Source organism: Oceanobacter sp. ABM4_470, from assembly GCF_056158645.1.
Map to the genome: position 1 here is coordinate 1101222 of NZ_JBSWTR010000001.1, position 23433 is coordinate 1124654.

Here is a 23433-nt window from a genome sequence, read left to right on the forward strand (position 1 = left end):
CGAAATGAAAAAGGCAGTGCCCAGGGAGGGGCACTGCCTTTTCAATAGCATCACACGAAGGGTTATTCCGTTTCGCACTCGGAATTGTCAACCAGACCGGCCATTTCCAGCAGCTGATCCATATCGGCGATGATGATTTCCTTACCTTGGGTTTCGATCAGGCCATTCTTCTGAAAGCGCGTGAATACGCGGCTGATGGTTTCCACGGCCAGACCCAGATAGTTACTGATATCAACACGGGACATCGGCAAGCGGTAGTGGGTGGCACTGAAGCCTCGGCGGGCGTAGCGGTTGGAAATATCCATCAGGAAAGATGCAACGCGCTCTTCTGCATTTTTCTTGCTCAGTAGCAGCATCATGTTCTGGTCGTGACGAATCTCGCTGCCCATGGTACGCATCAGCTGCTTGCGCAAGTCTGGCAGTTCATCGGTCAGGGTTTCAAGCTGGTGTACCGGAATCTCACAGACAGTGGTAGTTTCCAGCGCCTTGGCCGTCAGCGGGTAGTTGCCGCCATCGTAGCCTGCCAGGCCAATCAATTCACTGGCCAGATGGAAGCCGGTAATTTGCTCTTCGCCATTGCTGGCGAGGGTGTAGGTTTTCAGCGCGCCAGTACGAACGGCAAACACAGACTGAAACTCATCGCCTTGCTGGAACAACAGCTGGCCTTTCTGAATTGGGCGGCCGCGGCGAATGATATCGTCCAGACGTTCCATATCGCTGTCGCTGAGCGACAGAGGCAAGCACAAGGCATTAAGGGAGCAGGTTTGGCAGTGAGGCTGATTGCCACGCAGCGGTGGGTGAGCAATAGAGTTCGTTTTCATAGTGAGTACCGTTACTGGCCTAAGCGCCAGATCCATCTGACTTGAACCGCATATGGTCTTGTCGGACAGTCCGACTGTCAAGTTGGATATTGTCAGTGCCAAATCGCCCAGAGGGTCCAGAGGCCATATCCAACCAGCAGTGCGCCAGCCAGTTGCTTTATAGATTTCAGATTCAAAAACGTGCTGATGGATCGGGCCGCCAGCGAGCTGGCAAATAGCGCAGGCAGGGTACCCAATCCAAAAAATAACATGCTCAACATGCCCATGACGGGATCACCGTTGGCGGCGACCCAGCTCAAGGTGCTGTAGATCAAGCCGCAGGGCAGTAAGCCCCAGAGCATTCCCAGCAGTAATCGGCTGGGGGTATCTTGTTTGGTTAACAGCGCACCGGTGGCAGGTTGGATTCGTTTCCACAGGTGTTGACCGGCTTGTTCAAAATGGGTGAGCCACATCAGCCAACGGCCAACATACAAGCCCATCAGAACCAATAACACCCCGGCCAGACTGCGCATCACCAGCATCATTTCGGTCTGCAGCTGTTGCAGCCACAAACCTACCACCGAAACAACACCGCCAAAAATGATATAGGTCGTGATTCGGCCCAGATTAAAGGCGAAAACATTCAAAAATGGCGATTTTCCCGGCTGGCTGCCAATCGCAGCGCCAATACCACCACACATGACCAGGCAGTGCGACGAACCAAACAGACCGAGCAGCAGTGCCGTGAGTAACGATAGCGGTTCGGTCATGGCTTGGGGCCGGAGTCCGGATTGTCCGATGCAGGTCCTTTCGAAGAGTCGCGGTAGGGCGTTTGCGGTTCGTCGTCATCGAACAGGATCTTGTGAGCGGGGGATTCCAGGTCGTCAAACTGACCGGCTTTGACCGCCCAGAAAAAAATACTGACGGCGATGCCGAGCAGCACAATCGAGAGCGGAACCAGAATGTAGATAATATCCATCGCAGTTATCCGAAGAGAAACTCGTATTTATGTTGGGCTGCCGTTGCTCAGGCAGTGCCAGATTTTGTTGTTGATTTCGTTGCTGATTTTATGGGTGATTCCATCGCTGTCACAGCTGCTGGAGCCTGTTTTGACGGTATTCGCCCCAATCGCAGGGCATTGCCAACCACCAGTAGTGAGCTGAACGACATACCAATGGCAGCGGCCCATGGCGGTACATAGCCCATGGCGGCAACCGGTAGGGCAATCAGGTTGTAGCCCAGTGCCCAGCCAATATTTTGTTTGATGATAGCGCGGGTGCGGCGAGCAGTCTCAATGGCACTGACCAGCACGTCCAGTTGGCCGCCTGTCAGTAATGCGTCGGCGTTGGTCTTGGCCAGATCGGTTGCTTCGCTGACGGCAATGGCAATGTTGGCGGCCGCCAGTACCGGTACGTCGTTAATGCCGTCGCCAACCATCAGGACGGTTTCGCCACGGGATTGCCACTCTTTGACTTGCACCAGCTTTTGCTCCGGGCTCAGCCCGGTAGCTACAGCATCCATCTTCAAGGCTGTCGCCATGTCGGTGCCTGAAGTGCTGGGATCACCGGTTAGCAGGGCGGTTTTGATGCCATGCTGCTGCAAACCGTTGATCAACGTTGCGGCCGATTTACGCAAACTGTCGCCCAAGCAAATCCAGCCCAGTGGCTGTTGTTCGCAGGACAGCAGCAGCCATTGTCCATGGGGGTGGCTACTGGGCATAGCCGGAGGCTGTTGGCAGGCGAAGTCAGCACGGCCAAGGCGGACGGTTTTCTGTTGGCCATCGGTGTGCCAAATTCCCTGTATGCCAAAGCCGGTGGTCTGCTCAATATCGGTAACCTGAGCGGCCTGGCGTTTGCGGAAGGCCCGCGCAATTGGGTGGCTGCTGGCTTGTTCAAGCCCGGCGGCAATGGCCAGAACCTGTTCGCGAGATAATTCAACCAGCGGCTCCACCGCTTCGATGCTGAGCTTGCCATGAGTCAGTGTGCCGGTTTTGTCGAACACCACCCGGTCGATGCCGGGCAGGGCCTCCAGTACGTGGCCACGGCTGATCAACAGACCTTGTTCGCGCAGGGCGGCGGTGGCCGCGGTCAGGGCAGTAGGCGTTGCCAGCGACAAGGCGCACGGGCAGGTGACCACCAGCAGAGACAGGGCAATAAAGAAAGCGTGATCGTTGCCTTGCCACCACCAGAATGCAAACACACTGCTGGTGATAACAAGCACGGCGGCCACAAAGTAACTGGATACGCGGTCGGCAATCAACGCGGCTTTGGGTTTCTCTTGCTGGGCCCGGTCCATCAGTCGAACGATGGTCGACAGCTGCGCTTCGGCACCGGTGGCGGTTACTTTCATCACCAATGGTGATTCGACGTTGACCGTGCCGCCAATCAGCCGATCACCGATCTTCTTGTTGATGGGCAGGTACTCGCCAGTCAGCGCGGCTTCGTCCACCGGGCTTTGGCCGTGAACCACCATGCCATCGGCAGGAATCGATGCGCCGGGTTTGATCAGCAGCAGATCGTCCAGCTGGATATCTTCTGCGGCAATGACGGTTTGCTGTTCAAGCTGGGTGGCGGATTCAACCTTGAGTGCCACGTTCGGCAGCAGCGTCAGCAGGTTGTTGCCGGATTTGCCCATTTTGTGGCGCGCCCGCATTTCCAGAAATCGCCCCAACAACAGCAGGAAGGTAAACATGCACACGGAGTCAAAATAGACCTCCTTGCCCTGATTGAAGGTGCTCCAGATGCTGGCGCAGAAAGCCAGGAAGATGGCCAGCGATACCGGCACGTCCATGGTCAGATGGCGGGTTTTGAGGTCGCGGATGGCGGCTGCAAAAAATGGCCGTGCCGAATAAAGCACTACTGGTAAGCTCAGTACCATGGAGGCCATTCGCATGAACACTTCGTATTGCGGCGCCATGCCAGCATAGAGCGGTACCGCCAGCATCATTACTTGCATCATGCCGATACCGGCAACGGCCAGTCGTCGAATGGCGCGCTTGCTTTCTGCCGCGCGGCTGGCTTCTTCGGAGGTGGCTGAAAATGGCGAGGCCCGATAGCCCAGTCGATAGATCAGTTCCATCAGGCTGGAGACCGGTAAGGCATCAAGTGACCAGCTCACGACAAGGCGGTGGTTGGACAGATTCAGGGTGGCACTGGCGATGGCGTCGTGGGCTTGCAACCGGTGTTCAATCAGCCAGCCACAGGCGGCGCAGCTGATGCCGTCGATCACCAGTGTGGCCTCGACGTTGCCATCGGGTAGGTGCGCCAGAAAGCGACGCTGCATGGCCTCGCTGTCATAGAGGGTGAGCGTGTCGCGGGCGGCCAGATCGTCGTGTTCAACGTCGGCAGGCGACAGCTCCGGCAGTTCGGTGCGATGGCGGTAGTAGTCTTTCAGACCGCTGGCAACGATGGTTTCTGCCACGGCCTTGCAGCCGGGGCAGCACATCAGTTGGCGCTGGCCATCAATCTCGGTGGCCCAGCGTTCGCCTTCCTGCTTGCTGGTGGCTTCACCGCAATGGAAACAGGAGTAAGTAGACTGGTTCATTTTGCGATCAGGGTGATGACCTGGCCGTCGCTGAGGTTTTCAGTGGCACGTACTCGCCAGCCCTGATCCGGGCTTTGCAGCCAGATATGGCGACGGGAAGGCAAATCCACTTCGGCTGCACCCACATACAGGCCGTCGGCTATGCGTTGCAGTAGTACATCGGCATCGCGGTCCTGAAGGGTCGGGTGAATCAGTCGCAGTAACAGCATATTGGGTTCTTCATCGAAATAGCCTTGCAGGTTCAGACGCGCTTCGTGGTCACTGATCACCAGATTAGCGCGCACTTGCAGGCGTCCTGCCTTGTGGTCAATCTCGGTGTTTTCGGTGTAGGACATGCCGTCCTTGTAATAGCTGTCGCTGACCAGAGAGTCTTTCGAGCTGAGCGCCAGTGTCAGCATGACCATGCCCCAACAAACGGTCACCAGCGGTACGCCGACCACCAGCCACATTATGGGTTCCTTGTACCAGGGACGGGTTTGTTCAGAGGCTTGCTGTTTCATAGGACTCCCATGGAATACTGCTGCGGAGTGTAGTTAACCGCACAAATAGCAGGCCCAAGTTTAACCACTTGGGCCTGCGCGTGCGACCAGATAAAGGGGGTTTTACCCACGTGGCGCAATAAACCGGCTTTCAACCCGGGCGACTTCTTCGCCGCTGTTTTTGTCGACCACGACGAACTCGATGTTGGTCTTGCTGGACGGCAGTTTGGCAATGCTGGGGTCCAGCTCCAGATCGAGAGCGATTTCGCGCATTTCATTGGTGTTGAGGGTGTATTCGGAATCGGCTTCCATCTCGGCCGCTGGCAGCCCGTCGACACTCAGAATGTAAGTGTTGGCCTGTTGTGACATGTTCATCATCTTCAAAGTGAAGCTGTTGATGACGGTGTCGTTGGGCGTCAGCTGGTACAGACGGCCACGGTCGCGCTCAATGTCCAGCTCGAACGGAGTGCGTGTGCCCAGGGCATACACCAGCGCGCCGACCATCAGCGTCAGTACTGCGGCGTAGCCGAACAATCGCGGCCGCATGATGTGGGTTTTTTTGCCTTCCAGTTCGTTTTCGGTGGTGTAGCGAATCAGGCCCTTGGGCTTGTCAAGTTTCGCCATGATGGAGTCGCAGGCGTCGATGCAGAGGGCGCAACCAATGCACTGGTATTGCAGACCATCACGAATATCGATACCGGTTGGGCATACCTGCACACAGAGCGAGCAATCGACACAGTCGCCGAGCTGGGCTTGTTGTGACGGGTCCTTTTTCTTGCTGCGGTGGCCGCGGGGTTCGCCGCGATTGAAATCGTAGGATACGGCGAGGGTGTCCTCGTCGTACATCACTGACTGGAAGCGGGCGTAAGGGCACATATAAATGCAGACCTGTTCACGCATCCAGCCGGCATTGATGTAGGTGGCGGCGGTGAAAAAGGCAATCCAGAACAGCTCCCAGCCGTTCAGGTTAAAAACAAGGATGTCGGGGATCAATTCACGAATAGGCGAGAAATAGCCCACAAAAGTGACGCCGGTCATCAAGGAGATAAACAACCAGGCACTGTGTTTGAGTCCTTTCTTGCGCGCTTTGGTCAGGCTCATCGGCTCCTTGTCGAGCTTGATGCGTTGGTTGCGGGTGCCTTCGGTGCGTTCTTCCACCCACATGAATAAAAAGGACCATGCTGATTGCGGACAGGTGTAACCGCACCAAAGTCGTCCGGCCAAATTGGTGACGGTAAACAAGCCAAATGCGGCGATGATCAGCAACGCCGACAGCAAGATGAAATCCTGTGGCCAGAAGGTGGCGCCAAACACGTGAAACTGTCGCGCGGGCAGGTCGAAGTACACCGCCTGGCGGCCGTCCCAGTTAAGCCATACCACACCGTAGTAGGCCAGCATCAGCGCCCAGAGGGTGTAGGTTCGGGCTTTCTGAAACACACCGATGATCTCGCGGACGTAGATCTTCTCGCGTTTCTGGTACATGGATTGTTGTTTTGGGGTCACATCTTTGACGGGAATATTACTCATACAGCGTGTCACCTGGTTGCATATTGGTGCTGGCGTTGAGCGGGGGTGTCCCTGGCGTCAGCTTATCTATATAACGTTTTGATTATATAGTTTTTGATATTTCACAGCTGAAAAAAAAGCGGCTTGGAGGCCGCTTTTTCGGGGTTTCTTGTTTCAGCTCAAGCCTGCAGGAATGAGCTGAAACAAACGCGGCTCACTTGTTGGTCAAGGAGTACACGTAGGTCACCAACAGGTGGATCTTGGCGTCTGCGTTGGCGCCAAGGATTTCCTTGTGCGCTGGCATTTTGCCCATACGACCGTGACGCAGGGTCATCTCGATCTGCTTGGTGGAACCACCGTACAGCCAGATATCGTCGGTCAGGTTTGGTGCACCCATCATGATGTTGCCTTTGCCGTCAGCGCCGTGACAGATGGCACAGTTGCGCATGAACAGTGGTGCCGCGGTCGCAGCACCGGCTTCATCGTGCTTCAGACCAGACAGGCTGCGAACATAGGCGGTCATGTCATCAATGCCCTGGTCGCCCAGAATGGCTTCCCATGCTGGCATTGCACCCTGGCGGCCGTTAGTAATGGTCATGGTCAGCTGTTGTGGGTTACCACCGTACAGCCAGTCGTTGTCGGTCAGGTTCGGGAAGCCCAGTGCTCCTTTGGCGTTGGAGCCGTGGCATACCGCACAGTTGGACTTGAACAGACGCTGGCCGGTTTGCAGCGCTTCGTCGTTTTTGGCCAGCTCCTCAACCGGAGTTGCAGAGTATTTGGCGTACAGCGGAGCGATGTCCTTGTCGAATGCCTGAACCTCGGCTTTCCACTGGTTAGCGGAACTCCAGGCCACTTCTTCACCGTCAACGGTCACGGTGACCAGACCTTTGAAGTTACCCAGACCGTACATGCCCAGGTAGCCCAGGCCGAATACGATGGTGGCCCAAAACATGAACACCCACCAGCGTGGCAGCGGGTTATCAATTTCTTCGATACCGTCGTAGGCGTGACCTGTGGTCTCGTCGGTTTCTTCTTTGCGCATCCCCTTGCTGGTATACATGATGAGGATGCCGCAGCCTATGATGGAACCCACCACAATGGCGGTAACCCATACTTGCCAGAAAGTACTTAACATTTTTACTTACTCCGATCTTTATCGTCGTACACGGACCCGTCGTCATCGTCCAGGAACGGAATTTCAGCATCTTCGTCAAAGCGTTGCTTGCGACTGGAGCCGTAGGCCCACCAGAAAATGCCGAGCATGGCGGCCAGTGCAAAGACCGACCCGAGACCGCGTACGTCGTTAATATCCATAGGGTTACCGTTTAGTGATCACTGTGCCAAGTTGCTGCAGGTAGGCGACCAGAGCTTCAATCTCAGGTTTGCCATCCACGGCGGCTTTGGCATTTTCGATGTCTTCATCTGTGTATGGCACGCCGACCATACGCAGGGCTTCCATCTTCTTCGGTGTGTCACGACCATCTACCTTGTATTCGAACAGCCAAGGGTAGGACGGCATAATGGACTCAGGTACTACGTCACGTGGGTTGTACATGTGAGCGCGGTGCCATTCGTCGGAATAACGACCACCAACACGTGCCAGGTCAGGACCGGTACGCTTGGAACCCCACAGGAACGGATGCTCATACACGTGTTCGCCAGCGACGGAGTAAGGTCCGTAGCGCTCGGTTTCAGCACGGAATGGGCGAACCATCTGGGTGTGACATACGTGGCAGCCTTCGCGGATGTAGATGTCACGGCCTTCCAGTTCGAGGGCGCTCAGTGGCTTGAGGCCTTCAACCGGCTTGTTGGTGTCTTCATGGAAGAACAGTGGAACGATTTCCACCAGACCGCCCCAGCTCAGAGCAACGACGATCAGAACCACCATCAAGGGGAGGTTTTTTTCAATAGTTTCGTGTTTGATCATTTCCGGTACTCCTTACGCCTGTGCCAGAGCTGCGTCAGCTTGCTCTTTCTTGGCAACACGAACGGTCATGTAGACGTTGTACGCCATCACCAGCATGCCCAGCAGGAACAGGGCGCCACCGATGACACGGCCAACGTAACCCGGGTAAGAGGCTTCAACAGACTCCACGAAGCTGTAGGTCAGGGTGCCGTCGTCGTTTACTGCACGCCACATCAGACCTTGCATGATGCCGTTCACCCACATCGCCACGATGTAGAACACGGTACCGATGGTAGCCAGCCAGAAGTGAACGTTGATCAGGCCCTGGGAGTACATGTCAGATGCCTTGCGACCAAACATGATAGGAATCAGGTGGTACATAGCACCGATGGACACCATGGCAACCCAGCCCAGTGCGCCGGAGTGAACGTGACCGATGGTCCAGTCAGTGTTGTGAGAGAGGGCGTTAACGGTCTTGATAGACATCATTGGACCTTCGAAGGTGGACATGCCGTAGAAGGACAGGGAAACCACCAGGAAGCGCAGAACCGGGTCGGTACGCAGTTTGTGCCAGGCACCGGAGAGGGTCATCATGCCGTTGATCATACCGCCCAGGAAGGCGCCAGCAGAATCAGGGACATTACCATGCCGGAAGTCTGAGCCCAGTCAGGCAGGGCAGAGTAGTGCAGGTGGTGAGCACCGGCCCACACGTAGATGGAGATCAAGGCCCAGAAGTGAACGATGGACAGGCGGTAAGAGTAAACAGGACGACCAGCCTGCTTTGGTACGAAGTAGTACATGATGCCCAGGAAGCCCGCCGTCAGGAAGAAACCTACCGCGTTGTGACCCCACCACCACTGCACCATAGCGTCGATGGTGCCGGCGTAAATAGAGTAGGACTTGGTCAGGGAAACAGGCACTGCCAGGCTGTTACCAATGTACAGGATGGCAATCATGATCATAAAGGCAGCAAAGAACCAGTTGGCAACGTAGATGTGCTTTTCCTTACGGATCGCCAGAGTGCCCAGGAAGTTGATGACGTAAGCCACCCAAACCAACGCCACCAAGATATCGATTGGCCATTCCAGTTCAGCGTATTCCTTCGCGGAGGTGATACCCATTGGCAGAGTGATGGCTGCCAAAACGATCACCAGGTTCCAGCCCCAGAAGGTGAAGGACGCGAGGGTGTCAGAGAACAAGCGAGTGCGACAAGTGCGCTGAACGATGTAGTAGGAAGTCGCAAACAAGGCGCAGCCGCCAAAGGCGAAAATAACCGCGTTGGTGTGCAACGGTCGCAAGCGGCCGAAGGACAGCCATGGGGTATCGAAGTTCAGAGCGGGCCAAGCCAGCTGGGCAGCGATGAAGACACCGGCCGCCATGCCAACAATGCCCCAGACAACAGTCATGATGGCAAATTGTCTTACCACCTTGTAGTTGTATTCGGGATGGTCGATTGCTGTGCTCATGATTGGATTCCAATAACAGCGTTAGATTGAGGGTTATGATTTTTGGTGCCACATTATCGGGCGCTTATTTTTGCTTTGCAAATATACGTCAGACTAAGCGTCTGATTTTTCAGGGATATACATCACCTGTGTTATACCTCGGCCTTCTAATAAATAGGAATGAATATCATTAAGATATGGTGTCCTATTTGACGGTTTTGGCCCGCGTCCTGCGGAAAAACCCTGAATATTCGGGGCTTCTGGCATTGGTGACCATGATAAGCAGGCCTCTTGGCGTTATATTGATTTGAGACAAAAATAAGGCAGCTAGCGATATTGCTGTTTAAAAAGATTAGATGGTCCGGCACGAAAGTGGTAAGACCAAAAGACGAATTGAGTGATCTTGAAAAATCAGGAAGTAATGGTGGATAAACGACCTTTGATCATACTGCTGCACGGTGCTGGAGCATCCAATCAATCGACGTTTCTGGAGTACACCCGTGGCTGTTTTGAATCCCTCGGCTATCCGGTGCGTCCTTATGACTTTGGTTATATGCAGGAAGCTCAGGCAACGGGCAAACGACGGCCACCACCGAAGGTCGAAAAACTGGTCGAAGAGTTGCGCGGGTTGCTGTGTGGTTCCTTGAATGATTCGCTGAATGACTCGCAACCGTGTGTGTTGGTGGGCAAGTCGATGGGTGGACGGGTTGCGACCATGCTGGCAGCGACGAATTGCCCGGCATCGGTACAAGCGGTTGCTGTGTTGGGTTATCCGTTTATTGGTAATGGCAAGAACAAACAGCCACGCACAGGGCATTTTGAGGACATAAAGGTGCCTGTACTGATTCAGCAGGGAACCCGTGACGGATTTGGAAAGCCGGAGGATGTGGATGCGATGGAGTTGCCTGAGGACGGCATTAGCATCAACTGGTTGCCTTCCGGTGATCACGACTTCAAACCCTTACGGTCATCCGGTTTCGATCAGCAGCAGTTGATTGCGAAGGCGGTCATTCACATTGATAAATGGTTGAATGCTTGAAGGGATGAACAGCGAAATGGCCCAGGTCGTCTATGAATAACCCGGGCCTGCCAATCAGGCTGTCAGTACCGTAATACGCTCTTCACGCATCAGAATCGGCTGGATGGCCGCAATGACGTCGCGGCGGGACTCCGAAACAGACCAGCGTTCCCAGTCTTCAACGGACTGCCAGTTGGTGATGATAATGCGGTGGTGTGAGTCTTTCGCATCGACGTAAGAGGCGCCGGAGACATAGCCTGGCGCTTCCAGAATGGCTCGCAGGGTGTCCTTGATAGAGGCTTCGTAAGTGGACTCCATATCGTCGGCAATACGACGGTCGATGATTACCTTGATCATACTTATTCTTCCGTTGGTCGTTGTCTAAGGGCTGGGCAAATTATAGATGGTTTGGGGATTACCCATGGCCCACTTCGACCATAGTGCTGTGGGGCTGGCAAATCAACCATAAGCCGGTCGACTTTCGGCTGGAGTGGCTTTATTGCAGACAAACAAAAGCCGGCGATTGCCGGCTTTTGGGAGGTTCTGGTGTCAGGGTCCCTCTGAATAACTCTGCACAGCTCTGCGCGAGTCCTGCAGGGTGTCAGAACAAGGCGGCGAATGCAGCGGAATGGCTGGCCCTTTCCAAATTCGCCAACGCTGTTATGGCAGCATGCAGGCCGCGCCCAAAGGGGATGGCAGGGCATTGCTGACTCTGTGTCGCTGATTTTTGACTTGACCCGTCAGGCCTGCAAATCAGCTTCGTGACTCAGCTGCGCCCTGTCATCCAGAGCGGGCACCGAGTTATTCAGAGGGTCCCTAGGGTCCCTTGACTCAAGCAATCAGAGCACGACGGGCTTGTCCCAGCCTTTGATACGGATTTCAGTGTCAGTAATTTGCAGATCTTCCGGAGCCAGTACGTTTTCGCCGAACAGGTAGCGAGGCTCGATTTCACCGGCAACCATGCGGCTGTCGTAGGCACTGGCCTGACTCTGAATCGCCGTATTGGCCTGGCTCCAGGCAGCAATGGCGTCAGTGCCGTGCTTCTGGCTGATCAACTCGAGGGTCCTGGTGGGTGATACAACCGCCGCAGAGGCGTTGTTGCCTCCAAAGCCCTTGGCGTTAATAAAGGCAACATCCAGTTGCTCGCTATCGATCTGTTTGTCTTGCAGCACAAACTCCAGACCTTGCTGATGCACATCGTCAGCCACTTTTTCGGTGGTTTTGATGCCCGGAATCACACCGGTGGCCCAGGTGCCCAGAGCCGCAGTCAACTGGTCAGCAGACGCCGCTGCCAGTGAATGCCCAACGAAGGTCTTCACCGCAGTGATTGGCCAATTTTCAATGCCAAACGCACCGGCCAGTGCTTCGTAGATGTGGGATTCGGTGACCCGGTTTTGCGGCGTGCTACTGCCGTGAGCGTGCACAAAGCTGTTCTTCAATGATGCTTCACCCAGTTCCCGGCGGGTAGCGGCCATCACCTTGGCCATGGTCAGGTAGTTACCAATGCCCGGGTTGGAAATGGATTTCTTGTAGCCGTCGGCATTCACCTGCACATCACCGATGCTGCCCAGTACATTCAGGCCCAGCTCCAGCGCCAGCTGGTCGTCCGTCAGTACGAAGAACTGAGCCGATTCAGCAATGGTGAAGCCGCAGTTTTCACCGAACGGGCGTACGGCACGACGGAAGTCGGCTTCTTCGTTGTCGCCCTTGTTGTCCAGCTTTTTCAGGTTGGCTTCAGACGCCAACGCCGTCATGGCGTTGTAACCTTCGACAATTTCCGGCACCAGCGGCGCTTCAGCGTTGCCAACAATCACAATGCGACGGCGACCGGATTCAATATCGTCCTTGGCCAGTTGCAGGTTGTAGAGGAAGGTTGCGCAGGCGGCGGTCATGCTGCCGGTTTTGCCAACGTTGCCCAGCACATAGGCATTGATGAAGTCGGCAGGCATTTCGCTCAGGCCCATGGCGCATTGCTTGGAGCTGGTGCGCTTACCCATTAACGCAGACTGCATCATGCCGCCGTGGCCGTTACCGTCTTGCTGACCCATGGCGGAACCGGCATAGACGGCAATTTCATCAGGGCCAACGTGCTGGCAGAGGGTTTCCCATTCAATGCCCAGTGATCCCAATGCATCGGATGCGGCGTATACCGCCATTTGCAAACCACGAGGGTGGTGACGTGAGCGGTACAGCTTGGCCGGGTCAAAGCCCTTTGGCATCTGGCCAGCACTTTGTACCGGCAAGCGACGATGGGTCAGGCGCCAACATTGTGTGCCGTCCTCGTCTTTGAACGCTTCATGGAAAGGTACGGCCTTGGCGTCCCAGTCGACGTTATCCCATTCACGTACCAGCGAGCCTTCAAGAATGGCGTCGCGATCGTCGGTGCCCATCAGCGCGCCCAGTGCCGCCAATGTGGTTTGCTGGTCCTGCTCGGACAGAGAATCAAAAATCATGCGGCGGAAGGCGTGGTGGCCAGCGCTGCGGCCTGCAGCGTTGATGCCGCCGAAGCCAGTGATTACTGCCAGTTTTTTCATTAACCCGTTTCCAGAAGTGTTTTTTTTATCTTATTGGCAATACTGACTCTTTCAGTAGTACAAAAAAGACATAAAATAAAAAGATACAGACAATATGGGGCGATTGAGTTCAACGGTATGTTTCAGAGTGTCACTTTGCTGCTGGTGGAGCATATGCTGCTGTCCAGTATTGCCATTCCCATCGAGATGCTGGAAGCAACGCGCGCCCGGTTGAGGTTGCAGCGTCAGCGCAACGCCGACTTCCGCATTCAGATAGCTGCTGTGGATGCTGGTTCCTGCAATGGCCTTGGTGGTGTGCGCATTCAGCCGGATAGCCGCATCGAAGATATTGAACAAACCAACCTGGTGGTGGTGCCGGCCTTGTGGCGTGATCCGCAGCGTGTGATTCGCCAACATCCACAGGTAATCGAGTGGATTGCCAATCAGTACCGAAAGGGTGCCAGTGTGATTTCGGTTGGCACCGGGGTGTGTCTGGTGGCTGAAAGCGGCATTCTGGATGGCTTGCCCGCGACCACCCACTGGCACTATCAGGACCGTTTTGCCGAGCATTACCCAAACGTCAATTTGCAGCGCCAGCACCTTCTTACCCAATCACGGGGAATTTACTGTGCCGCCAGTGTGAATTCCGGCGCGGACATGGTGATTCACTTCATTGGCAAAACCTGGGGCAGGGACATGGCCTTGCAGGTGGAACAACAATTTTCACCGGAAGTCAGGAATCCGTTCGAGAACCGGGTCTACAGTCCTGAAGAGTCGATGGCGCACGCCGATGAAGAGATAGTGATGGCGCAGGCCTGGATGAAGCAGTACCTGCGAGAGCCGTTTTCATTGAAACAGCTGTCAGAGAGAGCGGGATTGAGCGAGCGACAGTTTACCCGTCGTTTCAAGCAAGCCACCGGGCAAACGCCGCTCTACTACTTTCAGACGATACGTTGTCAGGCCGCGCGCGAACTTTTGCAACAAAGCAACCTCACAGTGAGCGATGTGGCTCAAGCTGTAGGCTTTGGCGACAGCAGCTATTTCATCCGGGTGTTCCGGCGGCTTTCGGGCCAGTCTCCCGGCGAATTTCGTGACAAGGTTCGTGGTAAATTATTTACCGGCAATTGACCGATTCGTGACACGAAAAACGAAAATTGAATAGGCATCACAGAAAATTTCTCCATACATTGTAGTGATTCTGCCTATTTTTTTTGGTTATACTGCTGCCGCCATCGAAGCTGGTGCCACAGAACGGTCAGATTTCTAACGTCCGTCGCACAATTTTCGAACGTTGTAATTCCTGTAAAAAAACTACAGGGTCGTTGTGTTTGAAAACGGCAGGCGTCAGACTGGCACCGCGTTTGGTTCTGCTACCTGGGTAGTAAAGGTATGAGCAGAACGAATGATGGATATTTTCTTAGCCCATGAAGGGCTTAGGTATTGTCGCTTACCGGAAAGGGATGATAGGTAAGTCCAGAATTTCAGGGGTAACAGGCTCACAAGGCCTTCACCCGTGCCTTATCCGGGCGCAGATAAAAAAGAAGACTGGGAGTTCCGTATGACACAAGATGTCGATATCTACGAAACACAAGAATGGCTGGATTCACTCCACGCAACGATTCGCCATGCAGGCCCTGAGCGTGCAGCATTCTTGTTGAAAGCACTGTTTGATAATGCGATGGCAAAAGGCGTTGAACTGCCAGCTGCGATCACTACGCCATACCGCAACACCATTCCTGTGGAAAAAGAAAAGCGCATGCCGGGCGACCTGTTCATGGAACGCCGCATCCGCTCCCTGATCCGTTGGAATGCCCTGGCTATGGTTATGCGTGCCAACGATAACGACGAAGGTCTGGGCGGTCACATCGCTTCCTTCTCGTCTGCCGCGACTCTGTACGATGTAGGTTTCAACTACTTCTTCCGTGGTAACGACGATGGTCATCTGGGTGACCTGATCTACTTCCAGGGCCACTCTGCCCCTGGTATCTACGCGCGTTCCTACCTGGAAGGCCGTTTTGACGAAGAACAACTGGACAACTTCCGTCGCGAAGTCGATGGCAAGGGTCTGTCCTCTTACCCTCACCCTTGGTTGATGCCGGACTACTGGCAGTTCCCAACCGTATCCATGGGTCTGGGTCCAATCGGAGCCATCTATCAGGCGCACGTAATGCGTTACCTGTCTGCTCGTGACCTGGTTGCTCGTGGCGATCGTAAGGTTTGGGCATTCCTGGGCGACGGTGAGTGTGATGAGCCGGAAACTCTGGGTGCTATCTCCCTGGCAGGTCGTGAGCAGCTGGAAAACCTGGTGTTCGTGATCAACTGTAACCTGCAGCGTCTGGACGGTCCTGTTCGTGGTAACGGCAAGATCATGCAGGAACTGGAAGGCGTGTTCCGCGGTGCTGGCTGGAACGTGATCAAGGTTGTCTGGGGTCGTCATTGGGACGTACTGCTGGAGAAAGACAAGACCGGTCTGCTGCAGAAGCGCATGAACGAAGTTGTCGACGGCGAACTGCAGAACTACAAAGCCAACGGCGGTGCATACACCCGTGAGCACTTCTTCGGCAAATACCCAGAGCTGCTGGAACTGGTTAAGGACATGTCTGATGAAGACATCTACAACCTGAACCGTGGTGGCCACGACCCATTCAAAGTGTACGCTGCGTACGCTGAAGCAATGGAAAACAAGGGTTCCCCAACCGTTATTCTGGCGCAAACCGTTAAAGGTTACGGCCTGGGCGAAGCGGGCGAAGCATCCAACCCGACTCACTCTGTGAAGAAGCTGGATAAGGAATCCCTGAAGCAGTTCCGTGACCGCTTCGGTATCCCACTGTCTGATGAACAGCTGGAGACTGTACCTTACTACCGTCCAGCGCCAGACAGCCCTGAAATGAAGTACATGATGGAAACCCGCAAGAAGCTGAACGGTGTGGTTCCATCCCGTCGTGCCGACTTCGACGCTCTGGAAGTACCAGCACTGGACGCATTCAAGTCCCAGTTGACCGGTTCCGGCGACCGCGAGCAGTCCTCCACCATGGCATTCGTACGCGTACTGTCCCAGCTGGTGAAAGACAAGCAGGTTGGTAAGCGTATTGTTCCTATCGTTCCTGATGAAGCACGTACTTTCGGTATGGAAGGTATGTTCCGTCAGCTGGGCATCTACTCTTCCGCGGGTCAGAAATACACCCCGCATGATCACAACCAGATCATGTACTACAAGGAAGACAAGAAAGGCCAGATCATGGAAGAAGGCATCAACGAAGCGGGCGCTATGTCTGCATGGTTGGCGCTGGCGACTTCCTACAGCAACAACAACTGCGCTGTTGTGCCGTTCTACATCTTCTACTCCATGTTTGGCTTCCAGCGTATCGGTGACCTGGCATGGCTGGCGGGTGATATCCAGGCACGCGGCTTCCTGATTGGTGCAACCGCTGGTCGTACCACTCTAAACGGTGAAGGTCTGCAGCACCAGGATGGTCACAGCCACCTGATGGCTCACACCATTCCTAACTGTAAGTCCTACGATCCGACTTACAACTTCGAAATGGCTGTTATCGTCCAGGACGGTATGAAGCGCATGTACGAAGATAAGGAAAACTGCTTCTACTACATCACTGCCATGAACGAAAACTACGTTCACCCGGCAATGCCAGTAGGCGCTGAAGAAGGCATCATCAAAGGTATGTACATGCTGAAAGAAGGTAAAGCTTCTGATGCACCACGCGTACAGCTGATGGGTGCTGGCACCATTCTGCGTGAAGTTGAAGCCGCTGCTGACATCCTGCGTGATGAGTACGGCGTTGAGTCCGACGTATGGTCCGTTACTTCCGTTAACGAACTGGCCCGTGACGGTCAGAAGACCGAGCGTTGGAATCTGATCAACTCTGAGAAAGATGCCAAGGTTCCATATATCACTGAGCAACTGACTGGCAAAGAAGGTCCAGTGGTTCTGGCAACAGACTACATCAAGACCTACGGCGAACAGCTGCGTAACTTCGTACCAGGCAACTTCAAAGTGCTGGGTACCGACGGTTTCGGTCGCTCTGACACCCGTAAGAAACTGCGTCACTTCTTCGAAGTTGACCGTGGCTTTGTAGTACTGGCTGCTCTGTCCGAGCTGGCCAAAGAAGGCAAGTTCGACGCTGCTGAGCTGCCTAAAGTACGCGCCAAGATGGGTATCGATGCTGATAAAGCTGACCCAACCACGGTTTAACAGGAGACTGACACATGGCACAAGTGACTGTAGCAGTACCTGATATTGGTGGTGCTGAAGACGTAGATGTAATCGAGATCTCTGTTGCTGTTGGCGACATGATCGAAGTAGACCAGGACCTGATCGTCCTGGAGACCGACAAGGCCTCCATGGAAGTTCCATCCACTGCCGCTGGTAAAGTGGTAGAGATCCTGGTGAAAGAAGGCGACAAGGTAGCAGAAGGTTCTGCCATCCTGGTTGTTGAAACTGAAGGTGCTGGCTCTGAGCCTGCACCTGCCGCAGAAGCAGCACCAGCAGAAGCTCCGGCTCCTGCCGCTGAAGCTGCGCCTGCACCAGCAGCGGCTCCAGCCGCTGCCGGTGGCAGCAAGACCATCGAACTGACCATCCCTGATCTGGGTGGTGCAGACGAAGTGACCGTTATTGAACTGAGCGTTGAGCCAGGCGCTTCTGTGGATGCAGAAGAATCCCTGCTGGTGCTGGAATCGGACAAGGCGTCCATGGATGTACCTGCTCCGGAAGCTGGCAAGATCGTTGAGTTCAAGGTTGCCGTTGATGGCAAGGTTAAAGAAGGCGACGTATACGCGGTGATGGAAGTTGCCGGTGCAGCGGAAGCTGCTCCTGCACCAGCCGCTGAAGCCGCTGCTCCGGCACCGGTTGCTGAAGCGGCCCCTGCGCCAGCTGCAGCACCTGCTGCGCCAGCCGCTGAAATCGAACTGCCACTGCCGGATCTGGGCGGTGCCGATGAAGTGACTGTGATTGAGCTGTGCGTTGCGCCAGGTTCTGAAGTGAAAGCGGAAGAGTCCCTGATCGTACTGGAATCCGACAAGGCATCCATGGACGTACCAGCACCGGAAGACGGCGTACTGGTTAGCTTCAAGGTTGCTGAAGGTGACAAGGTTTCCGAAGGCAAAATCTACGCGGTATTCAAGCCAGCTGCTGCGGCCGCTGCGCCTGCACCTGTCGCTGCGCCTGCTCCGGCAGCTGCTGCACCAGCGCCTGCCGCTGCTGCTCCGGCTCCAGCCAAGCAGGAAGCCGCTCCAGCTGCCGCCAAGGGTGGTCTGAACGAGAAAGAAGCGAGCCCAGGTAGCGTATACGCTGGCCCAAGCTCCCGTCGTCTGGCTCGTCAGCTGGGTGTAGACCTGACCAAGGTTAAAGGTACTGGCGTTCGTGGCCGTATCACCAAGGACGACATCCGTGCCTACGTGAAAGACGCGCTGAAGCGTGTTGAACAAGCGCCGGCTGCGGGTGCTGTTACTGGTGGTTCCGGTATTCCGCCAATTCCTGCGGTTGATTTCAGCCAGTTCGGCGAAATCGAATTGATCAAGATGTCCAAGATCAAGAAGGTGACTGCGGCGAACATGTCTCGCAACTGGCTGAACGTGCCGGCTGTGACCCAGTTCGACGAAGCCGACATCACCGATCTGGAAGCTTTCCGTAAGTCCATGAAAGCGGAAGCGGAAGCGGCTGGCGTGAAACTGACGCCAATGCCATTCCTGATCAAGGCCGTGGCTATGGCCATGCGTGCGGAGCCTAGCTTCAACGTATCCATGCACCACGATGGCGAGCACATTGTTCAGAAGAACTACGTACACATCGGTATTGCTGCCGATACGCCAAACGGTCTGATGGTTCCTGTTCTGCGTGACGCAGACAAGAAGAGCATCTTCGAAATCGCCAAGGAAGCCAATGCGCTGATCAAGGCGGCTCGCGAAGGCAAGCTGAAGCCAAAAGACATGCAGGGTGGTTGTTTCACCATCTCCAGCCTGGGCGCCATCGGCGGTACCGGTTTCACCCCAATCGTGAATGCGCCTGAAGTGGCCATTCTGGGTGTTTCCAAAGCCGAGATGAAGCCTAAGTGGAATGGTAAGGAATTCGTTCCTCGCAACATGCTGCCACTGGCTGTTTCTTACGACCACCGTGCCATTAACGGCGCAGATTGCGGTCGTTTCTTCACCACTCTGGTGAACATGATCGGCGATATCCGTCGCATCCTGCTGTAACGATTTGCTCCTTCGGGAGCAATTGCAGGCCATCGAACGCTTCCCTGTTTGATGGCTTGTACCGGGGTCAACAATTTGGGGGTTGGCCCCTTCCTGTTCCAAGTGTGAGAACACTGTTGGTAACTGCTTTTTCCGGCCCTCGTGGCCGGTTTTTTGTTTCTGGCGTTTGCAAACGACGTATGTCTTCTATTGCTTCCTGTTTCTGTACCTGTCTCTCGATCTGTCTCTGCCACGCGTTCTGTCATTAAGCTGAACGAATCCGAACGTTACCTCCATTCCTTGACCCTCATTGACGGCAGCCTCCGGCACAATCGCGCTCCCATTTAATTGTAAAAGGTGCGTTATGCGTCGTGTGTTTTCTTCTCTGTTGTTTCCTGTGTTAGCGCCAGTGGCCTTGTACTCGGCCCAGGCCATGGCTGCGCCGTCTGATCAGGGTTTTTCCGGCGGTCGACCGCCAGAGCCGCCATCGTTTTCAGAGCTTGATAGCAACGGCGATGGACTGATTTCTCGCGATGAAGCGGCATCGATCCCTCCACTGGCTGAGCATTTTGATGATATCGACAGTGACTCCGACGGCTATCTGACCGAGCAGGAACTGCAAGCTGGCAAGCCTGGGCCAGGTGGCCAGCCACCACGTAGTGAATAACGGGCTATCCAGGGAATGGGCTGCCAGAGTGTGGTAATAAGGTTGGTCGAAAGAGAACGATTGGATAGGGTGATTATTGATAACCTTGCTCTTTATTGATCTGCTCAGGACAGATGAGTAATTCGCTACAAGAGTCACGCATTGGCCTCTGGTCTTGCACCCGCATCTCGTCTACTCTGAAGTTACTGTTCATGCCCTGAGGGATCTCGGCCACGCTCCTTATGCGCAAATTACTTCTGCCTACGCTGACCTTGGTCTCGATCTTTTTCGCCGTGATGTTGATCGACAAGTTGCTCGTTCAACAGGCGTATCTTGATCATCGGGATGCGGCTAAAAGTCGCTTGAGCGAACTCACCAGCCGACTGTCTTCGGTGGTCACCCAGCGTTTGCAGCTGACGCAAGGGTTGTCTGCCTTTGTACGTTCCCGATCCGACTTTACCCAAACCGAATTCGACCTGTTTGCCGGTTCTGCTGGTGAGCACGTGACCGGCATTCTGGCACTTCAGCTGGCCCCGGACGCGGTGGTTCGTTACACCACCGACATGGCCCGCAACGCCTCAACCGTTGGCCATGACCTGCTGGCCGATCCCAAACGTCGGCCGGCGGTACAGCGTTCAATTGCGACTCGTCAGATGGTTATTTCAGGGCCGGTAAAGCTGATTCAGGGCGGTCGGGCTGTGATTGCCCGTAACCCGATTTTTGTTGAGCACGGCGACGATGAGCGCTTCTGGGGATTTGCCACGGTGCTGCTCGATGTTGGCCAGCTGTTTCTGGATGCCGGCCTGACCCGCAGTGATGACGACATTATGATTGCGGTGCGGGGGGCAGATGCCCGAGGGCCGCGCGGTGATGTGTTCTTTGGTGATTCCGACGTGTTTGAAATGGACCCTGTGGTTGCCAGTGTGCCTTTGCCTGGTGGTTCCTGGCAGGTCGGCGTGGCTCTGGTTGAACACAATCCATGGTCGCTACAGCGTTTGCTGTTGTGGTGTTTGTTTGCGTTTATTGCCCCGCTGGTGTTCTGGTCGCTGTATCGACTGGAGCGTGAGCCCGAAATTCTGAAAGATCGCATCAGTGAGGCCACGGTCGAACTGCAAAATGCCTACGGCCGAGCGGAGGCGGCCAGTAAGGCGAAATCTGATTTTCTGGCCAACATGAGCCATGAATTACGCACCCCATTAAACGCCATCATGGGCTTTAACAGCTTGATTGCCGATAACAGTAGTGATCCAGAGTCCCGTCACTATGCCGGGCAGGCGCTGGCGTCATCGCAGCATTTGCTGTCGTTGGTGAACGACATTCTTGATGTTACCCGCATTGAAGAGGTCGGAGTTGAGATTGATTCCAAACCTTTTGCTCTCAAGGGGCTGCTACAGGTGGTGGAAGCCAACCTGAAAGCCTTGATTGCCAATAAGCCCATCGACATCGTTCTGGAGACCGATAGCCGTATACCGGACAACCTGGAAGGCGACAGCTTACGCTTGACTCAGGTGCTGATGAACTTCGCCAGTAACGCTGCCAAGTTCACCGACAGCGGCCAGATTCGGCTGGTGTCGCGCTGTGTCAGTAACGACTGTGTTACTGTGCGGTTGCAGTTGCTGGTAGAGGATACCGGGCGCGGCATTCCGGCTGAAAAGCTCAAAACCGTATTTGATAAATTCCAGCAGGTCGACAGCTCGGATACCCGTGATCATGGTGGTACCGGTCTGGGGTTGAGCATTTGTCAGTCCCTGATCGAAGCGATGGATGGCAAGCTGATTGTGTCGTCGGAAGAGGGCAAGGGCAGTTGCTTTGGTCTGGAAGTCGGTTTGCCGGTCGCTTTGCGTGGTGAAACCGATCAGGCGATGGCAGAACTGGCCGTCGCCAGTGGCGGAAAGACTACTGACGGTGCTGCTGGAGAGCCTGCAGAAGCGTCTGCCGGAATAGTTGCCAGATCCCTGAGTCAGGCGACGCCGTCGCGGACTCTGCTGCCTGAGAATGATCGTGCGCCGTTGCCACTGCAAGGGATACATATTCTGGTGGTTGACGATAACGCGGTGAACCTGAAGGTGGCCTACGAAATCCTGATCCGTCAGGGGGCGGAGGTGTCGTGCGTCGAAAATGGCCAGAAAGCCGTCGATTTCCTGATCGTGGATCGGGAGTTTGTGGATGTGGTGCTCATGGATGTTCGTATGCCAGTCATGGGTGGCCTCGAGGCCACCACTGAACTACGCAAACACTACAACTACGAAGGTCCTATCATTGGGCTGTCAGCCAATACCTCAGAAGATGATGTGCGTGCCAGTCTGGATGTTGGCATGAACGATCACATCTGCAAACCCTTCAACCGGGAAGAGTTGGTCAGCGTTATTCGCAAGCAGCTGGGCTATTTGGCCTGACCGGTATCCTGCTATCGAATGCTGGAATAACTCAGCGAATCATTGAAATCCGTCGCAGGGAGCGCTGGGAATTGCTCTCAAAGCGACTGCTGTGTTGCAGGGTTTCTTCCACAAACGCCAGGTGGTTGTTGACCGCCTGACGTGACTTCTCGGTATCCCGCTGGATAACCGCATCTTTCATGGCTTCGTGTTGGCGGCGAATTTCGTCACGACGGGCTTCTTCGGTGTACAAATACGTCAGGTTGGTGGCAATGGTCTGCTTGAACAGGCTCAGCAAGGCGCGCATGGAGTGCAGTAGTACGGCGTTGTGTGATGCTTCGGCAATCGACAAATGAAAGCGCCAGTCCAGTTCAGCCTCCTGCTCAGCGCCCAGGCGGGCATTGTGACCGTCCAGCCATTCCTGATAGCGCCGCTCGATCAGCTCATGGTCCGACTCTGTGGCCCTGACCGCCGCGTAGTGGGCGGCAATCTCTTCCAGTGCGTGGCGGTATTCCAACAGGTCGTAATTGAATTCGGGGTGTGATTCCAGCAGTCCGAGCAGCGGGTCGGACATCGACATGCCAATGCTGTCTGCCACAAAGGTGCCGCCACCCTGGCGGCGGGTGACCAGTCCCTTGGCGTCGAGCTTGTTCAGTGCTTCTCGAATGGACGGCCGTGATACCTCAAATCGCTCCGCCAGCGCCCGCTCGGTGGGCATCTTCTGGCCGGGCTCCAGGCTTCCCTCAATGATCATGCTTTCCAATTGTTCGGCGATGATGTCAGAGATTTTCTGGCTGCGGATTTTCTGTTGAGGCATCTCAAACGACCTGTGAATTGCGAATCATAAAGTGGGATTTTCGGCCAATGCGTGATGCTCCGCATTGACCTGTGCATCAATCGGAGTTAATTTGCCTTTAAATAATCTGGGTAATTGGTATTACCAATTTAAATTTACCCGGTTAAAACAAGAAAAACAAGCGCCTTCAGCAGTCCATTCCATCCGCTGTCCCAAT

The 23433-nt window shown here is 54.9% G+C and carries 18 protein-coding genes and 1 pseudogene; 6 read left to right on the forward strand and 13 right to left on the reverse strand.

Going from position 1 to position 23433, the window contains the following annotated elements:
• Positions 1–62: 62 nt before the first annotated feature.
• From fnr to ccoN, 10 genes and pseudogenes are all read right to left on the reverse strand, one after another.
• Complete coding sequence (fnr, locus tag ACXADJ_RS04815) at positions 63–821, reverse strand: fumarate/nitrate reduction transcriptional regulator Fnr (RefSeq protein WP_475063664.1); 759 nt, start codon at positions 819–821, stop codon at positions 63–65.
• A 92-nt stretch (positions 822–913) separates the two neighbouring features.
• Positions 914–1570, reverse strand: coding sequence for a sulfite exporter TauE/SafE family protein (locus tag ACXADJ_RS04820; RefSeq protein ID WP_475063666.1), 657 nt, complete (start codon positions 1568–1570; stop codon positions 914–916).
• Complete coding sequence (ccoS, locus tag ACXADJ_RS04825) at positions 1567–1779, reverse strand: cbb3-type cytochrome oxidase assembly protein CcoS (protein ID WP_475063668.1); 213 nt, start codon at positions 1777–1779, stop codon at positions 1567–1569. Before ccoS ends, ACXADJ_RS04820 begins: the two co-directional genes overlap by 4 nt.
• A gap of 47 nt (positions 1780–1826) precedes the next feature.
• The gene (locus ACXADJ_RS04830; protein WP_475063671.1) at positions 1827–4343 is read right to left on the reverse strand and encodes a heavy metal translocating P-type ATPase; all 2517 of its coding nucleotides are present in this window, start codon (positions 4341–4343) and stop codon (positions 1827–1829) included.
• On the reverse strand, positions 4340–4843 hold the full coding sequence (locus ACXADJ_RS04835; RefSeq protein WP_084645070.1) for a FixH family protein: 504 nt from the start codon (positions 4841–4843) through the stop codon (positions 4340–4342). Before ACXADJ_RS04835 ends, ACXADJ_RS04830 begins: the two co-directional genes overlap by 4 nt.
• Before the next feature lie 102 nt (positions 4844–4945).
• Positions 4946–6349, reverse strand: coding sequence for a cytochrome c oxidase accessory protein CcoG (gene ccoG, locus ACXADJ_RS04840; RefSeq protein ID WP_475063674.1), 1404 nt, complete (start codon positions 6347–6349; stop codon positions 4946–4948).
• Between the two features lie 193 nt (positions 6350–6542).
• Positions 6543–7463 (reverse strand): cytochrome-c oxidase, cbb3-type subunit III, encoded by a 921-nt coding sequence (ccoP, locus tag ACXADJ_RS04845; protein ID WP_475063676.1) that lies wholly within the window; start codon positions 7461–7463, stop codon positions 6543–6545.
• A gap of 2 nt (positions 7464–7465) precedes the next feature.
• The gene (locus ACXADJ_RS04850; RefSeq protein ID WP_028294139.1) at positions 7466–7642 is read right to left on the reverse strand and encodes a CcoQ/FixQ family Cbb3-type cytochrome c oxidase assembly chaperone; all 177 of its coding nucleotides are present in this window, start codon (positions 7640–7642) and stop codon (positions 7466–7468) included.
• A gap of 4 nt (positions 7643–7646) precedes the next feature.
• Entirely contained in the window at positions 7647–8252 is a 606-nt protein-coding gene (gene ccoO / locus ACXADJ_RS04855; protein WP_028294138.1) for a cytochrome-c oxidase, cbb3-type subunit II, read from the reverse strand.
• Positions 8253–8267: 15 nt separating this feature from the next.
• Positions 8268–9700 (reverse strand): annotated as a pseudogene (gene ccoN / locus ACXADJ_RS04860) (cytochrome-c oxidase, cbb3-type subunit I).
• A 403-nt stretch (positions 9701–10103) separates the two neighbouring features.
• Here ccoN and ACXADJ_RS04865 point away from each other — a divergent pair.
• Complete coding sequence (locus ACXADJ_RS04865; RefSeq protein ID WP_475063679.1) at positions 10104–10718, forward strand: alpha/beta family hydrolase; 615 nt, start codon at positions 10104–10106, stop codon at positions 10716–10718.
• Between the two features lie 54 nt (positions 10719–10772).
• On the opposite strand, the gene ACXADJ_RS04870 is transcribed toward ACXADJ_RS04865, so the two are convergent.
• Both ACXADJ_RS04870 and ACXADJ_RS04875 read right to left on the reverse strand, forming a co-directional pair.
• Positions 10773–11054, reverse strand: a complete 282-nt coding sequence (locus ACXADJ_RS04870; RefSeq protein ID WP_028294135.1) for an antibiotic biosynthesis monooxygenase family protein — start codon at positions 11052–11054, stop codon at positions 10773–10775.
• Positions 11055–11536: 482 nt separating this feature from the next.
• Positions 11537–13231 carry a beta-ketoacyl synthase gene (locus ACXADJ_RS04875; protein WP_475063682.1) on the reverse strand — a complete coding sequence of 565 codons (1695 nt, stop codon included), beginning with the start codon at positions 13229–13231 and terminating at the stop codon, positions 11537–11539.
• A gap of 117 nt (positions 13232–13348) precedes the next feature.
• Here ACXADJ_RS04875 and ACXADJ_RS04880 point away from each other — a divergent pair, with 117 nt between their 5' ends.
• From ACXADJ_RS04880 to ACXADJ_RS04900, 5 genes are all read left to right on the forward strand, one after another.
• Positions 13349–14338: a GlxA family transcriptional regulator gene (locus ACXADJ_RS04880; protein ID WP_475063684.1), complete on the forward strand. Its 990-nt coding sequence runs from the start codon at positions 13349–13351 to the stop codon at positions 14336–14338.
• Positions 14339–14768: 430 nt separating this feature from the next.
• Entirely contained in the window at positions 14769–17420 is a 2652-nt protein-coding gene (gene aceE, locus ACXADJ_RS04885; RefSeq protein WP_475063686.1) for a pyruvate dehydrogenase (acetyl-transferring), homodimeric type, read from the forward strand.
• Positions 17421–17434: 14 nt separating this feature from the next.
• A complete protein-coding gene (gene aceF / locus ACXADJ_RS04890) occupies positions 17435–19420 on the forward strand; it encodes a pyruvate dehydrogenase complex dihydrolipoyllysine-residue acetyltransferase (RefSeq protein WP_475063688.1) in 1986 nt (661 codons plus the stop codon).
• Positions 19421–19763: 343 nt separating this feature from the next.
• The gene (locus tag ACXADJ_RS04895; protein ID WP_475063690.1) at positions 19764–20066 is read left to right on the forward strand and encodes an EF-hand domain-containing protein; all 303 of its coding nucleotides are present in this window, start codon (positions 19764–19766) and stop codon (positions 20064–20066) included.
• Positions 20067–20287: 221 nt separating this feature from the next.
• On the forward strand, positions 20288–22441 hold the full coding sequence (locus ACXADJ_RS04900) for an ATP-binding protein (protein WP_475063694.1): 2154 nt from the start codon (positions 20288–20290) through the stop codon (positions 22439–22441).
• 31 nt (positions 22442–22472) lie between these two features.
• Here the strand turns inward: ACXADJ_RS04900 and ACXADJ_RS04905 are convergent, their stop codons facing one another.
• Positions 22473–23237: a GntR family transcriptional regulator gene (locus tag ACXADJ_RS04905; RefSeq protein ID WP_028294129.1), complete on the reverse strand. Its 765-nt coding sequence runs from the start codon at positions 23235–23237 to the stop codon at positions 22473–22475.
• Between the last annotated feature and the right edge of the window lie 196 nt (positions 23238–23433).